11 protein-coding genes and 1 pseudogene are annotated in these 11741 nt (G+C 45.8%); 5 read left to right on the top strand and 7 right to left on the bottom strand.

Annotated elements, in window-relative coordinates; genetic code table 11:
* Nucleotides 1-128: 128 nt before the first annotated feature.
* The 5 genes from JGK20_RS08220 to petB all read right to left on the bottom strand — a co-directional run bounded on the left by JGK20_RS08220 (nucleotide 129) and on the right by petB (nucleotide 5338).
* Nucleotides 129-674 (bottom strand): hypothetical protein, encoded by a 546-nt coding sequence (locus tag JGK20_RS08220; RefSeq protein WP_293175043.1) that lies wholly within the window; start codon nucleotides 672-674, stop codon nucleotides 129-131.
* A gap of 225 nt (nucleotides 675-899) precedes the next feature.
* Nucleotides 900-2240, bottom strand: a complete 1341-nt coding sequence (locus tag JGK20_RS08215) for a cytochrome 450 (RefSeq protein WP_293191797.1) — start codon at nucleotides 2238-2240, stop codon at nucleotides 900-902.
* A gap of 534 nt (nucleotides 2241-2774) precedes the next feature.
* Nucleotides 2775-3482 (bottom strand): HAD family hydrolase, encoded by a 708-nt coding sequence (locus JGK20_RS08210; protein WP_293175037.1) that lies wholly within the window; start codon nucleotides 3480-3482, stop codon nucleotides 2775-2777.
* Between the two features lie 136 nt (nucleotides 3483-3618).
* Nucleotides 3619-4101: a cytochrome b6-f complex subunit IV gene (gene petD, locus JGK20_RS08205; RefSeq protein WP_293175034.1), complete on the bottom strand. Its 483-nt coding sequence runs from the start codon at nucleotides 4099-4101 to the stop codon at nucleotides 3619-3621.
* Between the two features lie 568 nt (nucleotides 4102-4669).
* The gene (gene petB, locus JGK20_RS08200; protein WP_293175031.1) at nucleotides 4670-5338 is read right to left on the bottom strand and encodes a cytochrome b6; all 669 of its coding nucleotides are present in this window, start codon (nucleotides 5336-5338) and stop codon (nucleotides 4670-4672) included.
* Between the two features lie 135 nt (nucleotides 5339-5473).
* Between petB and JGK20_RS08195 the strand changes: the two genes are divergently transcribed.
* Both JGK20_RS08195 and ctpA read left to right on the top strand, forming a co-directional pair.
* Nucleotides 5474-5746: a hypothetical protein gene (locus JGK20_RS08195; protein WP_293175028.1), complete on the top strand. Its 273-nt coding sequence runs from the start codon at nucleotides 5474-5476 to the stop codon at nucleotides 5744-5746.
* 183 nt (nucleotides 5747-5929) lie between these two features.
* Nucleotides 5930-7219, top strand: coding sequence for a carboxyl-terminal processing protease CtpA (gene ctpA, locus JGK20_RS08190; protein WP_293175025.1), 1290 nt, complete (start codon nucleotides 5930-5932; stop codon nucleotides 7217-7219).
* Nucleotides 7220-7422: 203 nt separating this feature from the next.
* On the opposite strand, the gene JGK20_RS08185 is transcribed toward ctpA, so the two are convergent.
* Nucleotides 7423-7836: a hypothetical protein gene (locus JGK20_RS08185; protein ID WP_293187236.1), complete on the bottom strand. Its 414-nt coding sequence runs from the start codon at nucleotides 7834-7836 to the stop codon at nucleotides 7423-7425.
* A gap of 280 nt (nucleotides 7837-8116) precedes the next feature.
* Nucleotides 8117-8212, bottom strand: a complete 96-nt coding sequence (psaM, locus tag JGK20_RS08180; RefSeq protein ID WP_015174804.1) for a photosystem I reaction center subunit XII — start codon at nucleotides 8210-8212, stop codon at nucleotides 8117-8119.
* A gap of 472 nt (nucleotides 8213-8684) precedes the next feature.
* Here psaM and JGK20_RS08175 point away from each other — a divergent pair, with 472 nt between their 5' ends.
* The 3 genes and pseudogenes from JGK20_RS08175 to JGK20_RS08165 form a co-directional block, all read left to right on the top strand.
* Nucleotides 8685-9761: an RNA-guided endonuclease TnpB family protein gene (locus JGK20_RS08175; protein WP_293209093.1), complete on the top strand. Its 1077-nt coding sequence runs from the start codon at nucleotides 8685-8687 to the stop codon at nucleotides 9759-9761.
* A gap of 121 nt (nucleotides 9762-9882) precedes the next feature.
* Nucleotides 9883-10665, top strand: coding sequence for a DUF475 domain-containing protein (locus tag JGK20_RS08170; RefSeq protein ID WP_293186448.1), 783 nt, complete (start codon nucleotides 9883-9885; stop codon nucleotides 10663-10665).
* A 367-nt stretch (nucleotides 10666-11032) separates the two neighbouring features.
* A pseudogene (locus JGK20_RS08165) lies at nucleotides 11033-11741 on the top strand (IS1 family transposase); the annotation flags it as partial.

The following is an 11741-nucleotide window of genomic DNA, read 5'->3' as shown; positions in this document are numbered from 1 at the left end:
CAGGATAGGAAATATAAAACTACGAAAAGTATAGCCGATCAATGTATGTAGTTGCGCTTCAGCGCTCTTTGCTAATCTTATAAAGAGCGCTGAAGCGCAACTACGTACCTAAGTTGTCCTAAATATTTTCAATCTTGAGCAATAATTAAACAATCACTGCCAACTTTCGACAGAAAATCAGGAAATGCTGCTGTGGGGCTGCTATCTTTGTTTACAACTCTGCGGAGTGTATAGCCTTTTTCAGGAGCTCTGCCGAAAAACGAGTTTCTGCGATCCCAGATATCCCCATTGGGAGTGTTCGGATCGCGATCGATCAAAAAATCCATAATCCACGGCGGTACAGACAATCCAAACGCGATCGGCGTGATGTGCCCGTGCTGCAAAGTTGCATCTGAGAAGCGAAACAAGTAGCTGAAGCGAGAAAATTTGACGGCATAAAGTAACATCCGTCCCGCCATTGATGAATGAAATGTCCAGACAACTGGTTCATAAATCCGCAGCAATAATGTTCGTTGGCCAGGATTCCATTCTGAATTGTACATCGTCAGACAATAGTCTGGCAAAATATTCCCGTCCATAAAGAAGATACCTTGCAGGGCTTCTGGAAACTCCGGTGGATGTTCTGCTTTCATCCAGGTTGCGATGTCTTTTAGTTTCTTTGTTTCAATTAACATGGTATTATTTAACCTCTAAAAAATTGTGATTTAGTCTCTGGTTATATACCCCCTTGAGTTCGTTGTGTAACAGGCATCTTGCGTGTTTTTTAAGGGCGGGCGGGACGCCCACTTTACAAGCAATTTGATGTGTTGTGGAACAGGCATCTTGCGTGTTTTTTAAGGGCGGGCGGGACGCCCACTCCACAAGCAATTTGATGTGTTGTGGAACAGGCATCTTGCCTGTTACGATCGCCGAACTTTACCAACGGTACTAATGACATCCACCAGCATCTTCAGTGCGATATCTTTAGCTGGGCAAATCCGTCCCGCACTCCGATCGCCCACCGAATGAAAACCCATATGATAAGGGCACAAATTCTCGCGCTTAGCGTTGAATTCGTACACCGTAGAACCCCAGAAACTCGCGTCTAGATGCCCCAAACTGAGCGGTATCAGTACCTTGGTTCCGGCGGGAAAAGTGCGCTGTCTGCCCCCTACCGTGGCGGTAAATGGCTCTGTCGCGACTCGGTGGGTGGCGCTGACGGGAGCCCAGAGGCGCCCGCATTCCAACAGGAAAAGCTCGATCGACTGGCGATCGTCCAAATCGAGATCGTCCCAAAACTCAGTCGGATTAATTTGAGCCGTCTGTGTTCCTTTATACGCCGGGAGAGGGCGGTATCCCATAGCTGTGTAGCCTAGGTGCAGGGGGCCTTGCAGTCCCGCTATCCCCATAATTGCTGTCATCAGCTTTGCCAATTCCCGCCTAGTCATGCCGTTGTTTTCCGAGCTCACCTCGAAGTCGGCTAGGGCAGGAGAATTTTCGTAGATAGTCGCCGCGCGCTCGATTAAAGCCGACAAATCCCCGTGTCCAAACAGGTTCAGGCTTTGCAGCAGGCTGCCCGCGACGGCGAAGTAGTGCGCTGGGCTTTGGCGGATGTAATGTAAATCGGTGAGAAGTTCGATCGCAGACTTGTCATCTGGGTTAATCCCAAAAATTACGTAGTGCAGGTATGGAACTAAAAATCCCATCCAACCGCGCCTGACATCGGTAAAAAATGTTCCCCCCGCACCGTGCGGCATCTCGGTATAATCTGATGCTAGGCGATCGAGCAACCGCCTGCTGATTTCGTCTTCTTGGCGATCGGTTGTGGCGCTGTTGAAAAGATACTTTTGCATACAGCTTCGGAATGCTGCGTGGTTGCTGCTACCGTCTGGTTCGCGATCGGACAAAGACAGCAGGAAAAGGTTCCTACCGCCGACATCTTGGTTGGGGGAGAGATCCGGATCGAGTACAGAAGTACCCAGCCGCCATCCGCGCGCCTGAGGCGATGTGAGTGCTTCTTCGAGTGTTGCAAATTCTCCCATCACGACTTGTCCCGCGCAGCAAAAATTAGCCCCGAAAGCCAGCCGTTTTATTGGCAAATAGGTGGGTTCGTTGGCAATTAAACCTTCTATAAGACTGATTATCGGCAGGAACGTTTTGCTGAGGCTTTCTGTCGGATTTTCCAAAGTCCAAGTCTGAAACTCATGCAGTGCCGGGTTCATAAATGATGAGAAGACACCTTCTAAATTTAGGTTCGTCATAATTAAGATACTTTTTGCTAAAAGTTGCTAAACTTTAAAATCAATTGTCTTTGATTGATTAGTACGAGCGGCATCGATCGATAGTTAACTTAATATTTATGCCGTTTGCCCTTGGGTAAAACCGGAAGATTTCTCTAAACATTAAGAAACAGATATATAGTTATACCAATTTTACATCAAGTTAGATATAGCCTTTCTCAAAAAAGTGAGGTATGCCCGCTAGTCTTATGCCCTATGCCCCATGCTCTATGCCCCATGCCCATGAGTACCTCATATGAGAGCTTGAAAGGCTATAGAATAAAGATACTGTTGAGAGGTCATGAGTTATGGCACACTGATTCTGGCGATCGCAGAAAGTGCACAGAGCAAGCGAGCAACAACTAAAAAACAGTCGCACCGCTCAAGGGAGAAGTATTTCTGACACTTGTGGAATTGCATGAACGACTGAATCTTGTTCTGCAACAAATCACACCTGAATAAATTTGTTCGCTATCTTCTTACAATTTAATTTTTGAATCTTTATTCGAGGCAGCTTCATATTAAATTGCTATCAAACATCTCTTTCAAACTTGATAGATCGAAAATTTTTGTGCCTTTATAGTCAAAATATTTTCCTTCTCGATCGACTAAAACTGTTTTAATTTTAAGCTGCTTAGCCCCTTCGATATCGTCTTCGATTGAGTCACCAACCATTAACACTTGTGATGGTTCTATATTTAAATCATCTATAACAAATTTAAAAACTTTAGAGCTAGGTTTGCCAAAACCAATTTCTTCACTAATATAGATTTTGTTAATATATTCCTCTAATTTTAATGCCTTGATTTTGTCCCTTTGTCCGTCGGAAGGTCCATTTGTAAGAATAGCGGTATTAATTTCTTTTTTTCGTAAATCTTTTAGCGATGGAATAACATCATCAAATAATGTTATTCCGTGATTTGCCTCTTTCATATAAATATCATTTAGTGCTGAAGAAAACGCTAAACGATTTTCGCGTTCGCCTGGTATAACATCAGCATAGCGACGCAACCTATACTCGTCCCTAGAAATAATTCCCTTAACAAACTGTCGGAACAAGGTAGGCTCTATCAAGCTATAACTATTCCAAAATTGATTAACATCTATGCCAGATGATTCAAGAACTCGATTAACAAGACTGATTGCATTTTTTTTAGCTTTCTGATAATCACAAAGTGTATCATCTAGATCGAAAATGACATATTTTATTCTATGCAACTTCATGTAAAATTGGTATTTTTTATATCGATCTGTTTAAAGTCTAAAATCCCAAATAAAATGACGCCCGCGAAAGTTTCCTAGCAGTACAAAAGCACTTTATCGGAAACCCGCGGGCGTCAAAATCAAACAAACTTAAATCTTAGAACAGACCAAGCGTGAAAGATTTGTCGATCGGGAAAATAGCACCAATACCCAACCACAGAGTTACCGCAGTTCCAAAAAGGAAGACTGTAGTAGCAACAGGGCGGCGGAACGGATTTTGGAACTTGTTAACATTCTCGATGAACGGAATCAAAATCAAGCCAACTGGAACACCGGCCATGCAAGCAATACCCAACAATTTGTTAGGCAAAACGCGCAGGAGTTGGAACACAGGCCACAAATACCATTCCGGAAGAATTTCTAGCGGAGTAGCAAAAGGATTGGCAGGTTCGCCAATCATAGCCGGGTCTAGTACAGCCAAGCCGACGCACAGAGAAATCGTTCCCATGATCACAATTGGGAAAACGTAGAGCAAGTCATTGGGCCAAGCTGGTTCGCCGTAATAGTTGTGACCCATGCCCTTAGCGAGCTTAGCGCGTAGCTCTGGATCGCTCAAATCTGGTTTTTTGATAATAGACATAGTGAGAGTGTTCTCCTTTTAGTTTTGCCCGGGCCTGGCATTCCGCTGTATTCGTTAGTCCGAATCAGCGGGGCGATCGCACGAAGTATTGACCGTAATAAATATCTTGACATCCTCACCGCCGTAAAACGGACGGTGATTCCTAAACCTCACGATTTAGGTTTCTGCTTCATCGCAACTGCCTCCACCCTAGGCGCGAGTTTATGGCCTTACGTTCGCTCCACAGACTATCCCCGCAAGCCTTGCGGTTCTTGTGTGTCGAAATCCAAAAAAGGAGTTCTCATTTTTTTGGTTGATTCTAGGGGTGGACTGTCCATTGCCCTATCCTCTTTTCCCGGTCTACCGATTTGTCTGCGCCACCAGTTTTACTGGACTTCGCTCGTTAGGCTGTCTGAATCCATCGTCTCGGGTGGGTCAAGGACCACCTTAATTATACTGAAAGATTTGTAAAGCCGTCCTGGAAGGACGGGGTTTCAAACCCAATTTTCTGATGAGAGATGAATTCTGAATTTTCAACCCAAAATTCCGCAGGGGGGCAAAAAAAAATACCGCCCCAGCAACTCAAAATTTACAACGGGCCAGAAATGCCTTGCTTGCGAATCATCAAGAAGTGAGCCAGCATGAAGACGATAATCAGCCAAGGCAACACAAAAGTGTGCAAGCTGTAGTAACGAGTCAAAGTGCCTTGACCGACGCTGACACCGCCGCGAAGCAGTTCTACCAGTGTAGAACCGACAAAGGGAATGGCTTCTGGTACGCCGGAAACGATTTTAACTGCCCAGTAACCGATTTGATCCCAAGGCAGAGAGTAGCCGGTCACGCCGAAAGAAACAGTGAGAACCGCCAAGATTACTCCTGTCACCCAGGTTAATTCGCGGGGCTTTTTGAAGCCGCCGGTCAGGTAAACCCGGAAGGTGTGCAAAATCATCATCAGTACCATCATGCTGGCAGACCAGCGGTGGATTGAGCGGATCAGCCAGCCGAAGTTGACTTCATTCATCAGATATTGCACTGAAGAAAAAGCTTCTGCTACCGTGGGACGGTAATAGAAAGTCATGGCGAAGCCGGTGGCAAACTGGATTAGAAAACAAACTAGAGTAATGCCGCCCAAGCAATAGAAGATGTTGACGTGGGGAGGTACATACTTTGTAGTGATGTCGTCTGCGATCGCCTGAATTTCCAGGCGTTCATCAAACCACTGGAAGGTTTTTGAGTCGGTGATTTGTTTAGAAAACATGGAGCCAGAATTCCTAAAAGAATATTGCTGTGGTTGAGGTTCATTCTCAGCAGCCACAAGGTTTTTTTGTCGCCCCGCGCCGAGCAGTTGGCTTTTACTAGCAAATGCCTGAGGCTATTTTTAAATTTGGAGCTCATGAAAGGAAATCTCTTGTGCGATCGCCCGCGAGCACTGGGAAACCAAGCTAGAGCTGAGCCCTACTCGCTGGCGTTGCGCGATCGAATTCCAGACTGTGATAAAAAATGTAACATAATTGCTGTACAAATTTCACGGAGCGATGCTTTTGCCTTCGTCTCAAATAGCATTTTCTGCCAGCTCAACATCCGCCCCAAGCTCGCATACAGCCAAGAACCCAGCCCAGGAGCAAAGTCCGAGTCCGCCAGAGGGTGGCTGGGAGGTAAAATTTAATATTCATGATAAAACTTCACTAATTTTGCGATTAAATGTTACAATTAACTAATTTTTTGTTCGCGGCTGGGCAATGATGAATCCTGAATGTCTCCGGGACAGTTGACTGCACAAAAGCTTAAAAGCTTACAAACTTAAAATACAGGAAATGCCATACTTGCCTATCTTTGAGACAAAAAAATCATGCAGAGACGAGTTTTCCAGACAGCAATTATCTTCTTCCTCCAAGTCGTCCTGGTTCTAGGCGCATGGGCTCTTCCGGCGGCGGCGCTAACTCCAGAACAGCAGTTGTTGAGCGAAGCTTGGCGCATTGTCAATCGTTCCTATGTGGATGACACCTTCAACTCGAAAAACTGGTGGTCGATTCGCGAAAAAGCCGTCAAGGAACCGCTCAACGACAGACAGCAGACTTACACGGCGATTCAAGGGATGCTGGCAAATCTTGACGACCCTTTTACTCGACTGCTCAAACCGGAACAGTACCGCAGTTTGCAGGTCAACACTTCGGGAGAATTGACGGGAGTTGGGCTACAAATTGCGATCGACCCCGAGACAAATACTCTGACAGTGGTGGCTCCTTTGGCGGGCTCGCCGGCGGATAAAGCCGGCATTCAACCGCTCGATCGCATTTTGAAAATTGACGGCACTCCTACCTCAGAATTGAGCCTGGACGAAGCAGCAACTCGAATGCGGGGCCGCATCGGCACTCCTGTTACTTTGACCTTGGGACGCGAAGGAAGGGAGGTTCCTGAAGACATTGAGCTGGTGCGCGATCGCATTGCTCTCAATCCGGTTTATGCCGAATTGCAGTCCGGGCCGGACAATTTACCGCTGGGCTACATTCGCCTGAGTCAATTCAGCGCTAACGCCACCGAAGAAGTCGCCCATGCGATCGATCGTTTGGAAAAACAAGGCGCTGCCTCCTACATTCTCGATTTGCGGAACAACCCGGGCGGGCTGTTGCAAGCGGGGATTGAAATTGCGCGCCTGTGGATCGATTCTGGGACGATCGTCTACACAGTCAACAGACAAGGCATTCTCGGCAGTTTTGAGGCTTCTGGACAAGCCTTAACTGGCGATCCGCTGATTGTTTTGGTGAACAAGGGAACGGCCAGTGCTAGCGAAATTTTGGCGGGTGCGCTGCAAGATAACGGCAGAGCTCAACTGGTGGGCGAAAAGACTTTCGGGAAAGGACTGATTCAGTCGCTGTTTGATTTGTCCGACGGTTCCGGGTTGGCTGTAACTGTTGCTAAGTACGAGACACCGAACCACACGGATATTAACAAATTGGGGATTTCGCCCGATCGCGCAGTGCCGCTAGAACCGATTGCGCGCGATCGAATTGGCACTGAAGACGACTTACAATATCAAGCTGCACTGCAACTACTAAAAGAAAAAACCGTGATGGCAAAGACGGCGGTTGAAACCGCGCCCAGACAAACAATGTCCGCCTCTGCCGACGGAAGACAATAAAGTAATTTCAACCACCCTTTCTTCAACCCGCACTCCTGCGGGTTTTGTTTGTACAGGCGCGAATTCCATTCGCCCCCTCTTGTTTCTTGAACCCGCATTCCTGGGGTTTTGTTTGTATAGGCGCGAATTCCCTTCGTCCACTCTTCTGTCTGCGCGGTGCACATCCTACAACAATCTTCAGATTAAGGTTGCTGTCTGACAATTTAAGGTTGCAGCGTAGATTCCTCAGAATCGGGTGCTTCGGGTTCCTGCAAAATCACCGGGCGTTGCTGGGGATCGGCTCGATTGCTTTGCTCTTGCATCACAGTTTTAGCCTGACTGGGGTCAAAATAGCGGTTAAAGTCCGATCGCGACTTATCGACTCGCGCTTGAGTAAGATTCACTTCAGCTTGGATTTCGTGCAACTTTTCTTGGACTCCCCGGTAGTGGGGCCAAAGCTGAATCAAAGCAGAAGTCGCACACACTGACAGAACTACATTAACTGCTAACTTGACTCCTGTTTCGGCGGCGAGCGTTTGATGAGGGTAGGAACGCTGGCTGCTGCTGCGACGAGGAGTAACCCGAGGGGGAGTTTTTACAGGACGTAGTGGGGTAACGGTAGGTTGAATCGCTTGCATAATTTTTTTTTCAAATACCTGAGACTGACTTTTTAGAGCTGACCACAGAAAATTCTGAGTTTAACGCACACCCGCCCCTGTTTGTCAGGGTGCTCGCAGCCCAAATTTTTGAGACTGGGTGACGGCTGAGGACGGAATTTCCCAATAAAAATGCCTGCCCTTGCAGTCTCGTCTTCGTGACCACAAACAATCTACTGCACGATGACAGCAATTGTCTGTAATTTCGAGATTTAACTAAGGAGGACAGGCGACGGTGCGGTTCGCTACTGGTGTCTCGAAACTACTTGTACAGTTCTGTTGACAGCCGGAAAGCCAAGATTCCGGGAATCAAAGCAATTACGAGCGCTACGTAGACTTGGGTATCTGTTAAAGACATATGAGGAAAACTCCATTTTACGGGCACGAGCTTTCATCAATTTGAGACAAATTGGCGCTTTTGGGAATCTTTTGTTACAAATCGACAAGTAATTCGGTGCCGTTGGGGAGGAGTGGGAGAGGGGGAGAGGCGGAGAGGGGGAGAGGCGGAGATGGGGAAAATCTTTATGCTTGACTTCTCGTTCTCGGATTGAGTTCGATCGCTATAAATCCGCTAAATTCGTTAAAACCCCCTAAATTGGCCGTTTCCGAACTGCCTTGGGAGCGATCGGCCGCGACAAAGTTGCCGGACTAGGTTACGATCAGTAAACGTGACACTCATTTTAGACAGAGCCAGTGATACCCTGCGCGATTCCCAAAAAACCTTGGATTGTCAGTAAAGACACTCGCTTGCGCTGGGATGTTTCGGGGAAGTTACCAGCCAAACCCACCCTGTCGGGCGATCGGTGAAATTAGCGTGTTGAGGTCGAACAATGCTTTTATCCATCAAAACAAAGTTAAAACTAAACAAGATTCAGGCAACAGTCATGAGCAAGCACGCTGGAATAGCGAGGTTTACTTATAACTGGGGATTGGCTACTTGGAGTAATCTTTACAAAGATGGATTGAAGCCCAACAAATACCTGCTCAAGAAATTCTTTAACAATCATGTAAAACCTGAGTTTACATGGATTAAAGAAGCGGGAATTTGCCAGAAGATCACTCAATATGCTTTTGACAATCTAGGGGATGCTTTCACTCGGTTCTTCTCTAAAAAAGGTGAATATCCCAAATTTAAGAAGAAGGGTCATCATGATTCCTTCACGATAGATGCAGGTGGCAAACCAATCCCGGTAGATGGTACGTCCATAAACCTACCAACCATCGGTTGGGTAAAAACCCAGGTCGGATTGCCTCACACCACCTGCAAGTCAATTACAATATCTCGAACTGCCGACAGTTGGTTTATTGCTTTTGCTTACGAACAGGAGCATGAACCAACTGTAAAGCAACACGATGCGGTGGGTGTTGACTTGGGAGTTAAAGAGTTAGCAACACTTTCAACGGGTGTTGTTTTTCCTAACCCAAAGCATTACAAAACGCATCTCAATAAGTTGCGTAGGCTGTCAAAGGAGTTATCGAGAAAGACGAAAGGCTCTAGCAATAGATTTAAGGCTAAACAAAAACTAGCGAAGCATCATGCAAAAATAGCAAACCTCAGAAAAAATACTCTTCATCAAATCACTACTTACTTAGGCAAAAACCACGCAACGATAGTAGTAGAAGATTTAAATGTTTCGGGGATGCTAGCCAATCACAAACTAGCTCAAGTCATCGCTGATTGTGGATTCTATGAATTCAAACGTCAACTGGAATACAAAGCTAAAAAGTTTGGCTGTGAAATAATCATTGCTGACCGCTGGTTTCCTTCGAGCAAGACTTGTTCAAACTGCGGACATATTCAAGATATGCCACGGGCAGAAAGGACTTACAACTGTGGAAGTTGCGGTCATTCGATGGACAGAGATTTGAACGCAGCAATTAATTTATCGCGCTTGGCTAAAACGTGAAAGCTTACCGAGGGATAACCGCTCCCATGCTCCCGATGAAGTAAGAAGCAAATGTCTAGACTTGTCTAGGATTTGTATAGCAGCTCGACCCTTGCAAATCGTTAGGTGTACAAAATAATTAATGCTAGATCAATTTCTCGAGGCTTCACCCAATTTGGGAGTTGACACCTTTTTATTATTGTTGGTTTTGGTAGCTTTGGAGGCGGTGCTTTCGGCTGACAACGCGATCGCCCTGGCATCTATTTCCAAAGGTTTAGAAGAACCCAAGCTACAGCAACAAGCTCTCAACATCGGTTTGATAATTGCTTTTGTACTGCGAATAGCACTAATTTTAACGGCGACTTGGGTGATCCAGTTCTGGCAGTTTGAACTGCTGGGAGCCCTGTATCTGCTGTGGCTAGTTTTCCAGCACTTTGCGTCAGAGGCTGACTCTGATGGAGAACATCACGGCCCCAGATTTGCGTCTCTGTGGAAAGCAATTCCAGTAATTGCTCTGACGGATTTAGCTTTTTCTTTGGATAGCGTTACAACTGCGATCGCGATTTCTGACCAAACTTGGCTGGTGTTGACTGGCGCGACAATTGGCATCATAACCCTGCGATTTATGGCAGGCTTGTTCATCCGCTGGCTCGATGAGTTCGTACACCTTGAAGATGCTGGCTACATTACAGTCGGTTTCGTGGGAATGCGATTGCTGGTGAAAGTAATTAATGAGAGTTTAGTACCTCCCCAGTGGCTGGTAGTTTCTTCTATCGCCTTAATGTTTGTCTGGGGATTTTCTAAGCGCACTCCCGAGGCATTAGAAACTGTAGAATCTCTTGCAGAATCCGCAGAAGTTGCTGTCAATCTGCCGGATGCAGAAGTTGCAGTCCCGGAAGCGCAAGCACAGAAGTCCGAAATTTAACCTACTTTCATAAAAATCAATACGGGATGCGGGAAACAAGCGTGACTTTAGTCCTTCCTAGGGAAGCGGCTCGGGGGACTTCAGTCCCCATGTTCTTTCTTTGCTATTTCTATTAAAATATTGTATTACGATCGAGAAGTGAGTAAGAACAACCATCTACGTGTTGAAACATCCTAGTTGGCGTGAAATTCCCGCCCCTGGAAACAACGGAAAGAGTGCAAACTTGATGACAGTATGACAGTAAAGGGCAAGTAATAGCAGGTTGTTGAGCGTACCGCATCAAGGCCGAGCGTGATGGACTCGGAAAGCGTTGAAACAGTAAAAGTAACTGGAAACCTAAATTTAATTGGCGTTGCTGAGTTATAGTATGAATAGGAGGAATAATTTATGCAAAGCAAGCGAATGTAAATCAACCCATATCCGTAAAAACGGGAAAAAAAAGGAAAACAGAACCACATTTGTGTCCAATGCGGTCGCCAATTCATCAGTGAGTATGAACCCCAGCGAGATCAAGCGCGAGACCATCAAACGTGATTGCCTGAAAATGTATGTCAATGGCATGGGTTTACGGGCGATAGAAGGAGTTAAGGGAGTTCATCATACCACAGTAATGAATTGGATTAAACAAGTCGGCAAACTGTTACCAGATGTTTATGACCCTGAAGTGATTCCAGAAGTTGGTGAGCTCGATGAATTACAAACTTATGTGAAAAAAAAACAGACAAGATCTGGCTGTGGACAGCGGTTGACCACTTTAAGCCAGGGATTTTAGGATGGGTATTAGGGGATCGTAGCGCTAAGACATTTGAACCATTATGGGACAAAGTAAGTGAATAGAAATGCTACTTTTATGTAACTGATGGATGGTCTGTATATCCCATGTTTATCCCTGATGGATCTCAGATTATTAGCAAGACTTATATGACACGAGTAGAAGGGGAAAATACAAGACTAAGGCATTCCGCCAGCTAGACTAAATCGCAAGACTCTTTGTTATTCTAAATGTGAGGAAATGCTCAAGCATTCTATTAAATTATTAATACATTACTTGAAATTTGATGATATTCCCATTCCTG

The organism is Microcoleus sp. PH2017_05_CCC_O_A (assembly GCF_020738785.1).
Classification (GTDB): domain Bacteria; phylum Cyanobacteriota; class Cyanobacteriia; order Cyanobacteriales; family Microcoleaceae; genus Microcoleus.
This window is presented reverse-complemented; position numbering and strand designations above follow the sequence as displayed.

Bases quoted from the DNA above. Each gene is read 5' to 3' on its own strand.
- petD (WP_293175034.1), bottom strand. From the start codon at position 4,101: ATGTCTATTATCAAAAAACCAGATTTGAGCGATCCAGAGCTACGCGCT.
- JGK20_RS08210 (WP_293175037.1), bottom strand. From the start codon at position 3,482: ATGAAGTTGCATAGAATAAAATATGTCATTTTCGATCTAGATGATACA.
- JGK20_RS08195 (WP_293175028.1), top strand. From the start codon at position 5,474: ATGAAAGGAAATCTCTTGTGCGATCGCCCGCGAGCACTGGGAAACCAA.
- ctpA (WP_293175025.1), top strand. From the start codon at position 5,930: ATGCAGAGACGAGTTTTCCAGACAGCAATTATCTTCTTCCTCCAAGTC.
- JGK20_RS08185 (WP_293187236.1), bottom strand. From the start codon at position 7,836: ATGCAAGCGATTCAACCTACCGTTACCCCACTACGTCCTGTAAAAACT.
- JGK20_RS08170 (WP_293186448.1), top strand. From the start codon at position 9,883: ATGCTAGATCAATTTCTCGAGGCTTCACCCAATTTGGGAGTTGACACC.
- JGK20_RS08220 (WP_293175043.1), bottom strand. From the start codon at position 674: ATGTTAATTGAAACAAAGAAACTAAAAGACATCGCAACCTGGATGAAA.
- JGK20_RS08215 (WP_293191797.1), bottom strand. From the start codon at position 2,240: ATGACGAACCTAAATTTAGAAGGTGTCTTCTCATCATTTATGAACCCG.
- JGK20_RS08175 (WP_293209093.1), top strand. From the start codon at position 8,685: ATGCTTTTATCCATCAAAACAAAGTTAAAACTAAACAAGATTCAGGCA.
- petB (WP_293175031.1), bottom strand. From the start codon at position 5,338: ATGTTTTCTAAACAAATCACCGACTCAAAAACCTTCCAGTGGTTTGAT.
- psaM (WP_015174804.1), bottom strand. From the start codon at position 8,212: ATGTCTTTAACAGATACCCAAGTCTACGTAGCGCTCGTAATTGCTTTG.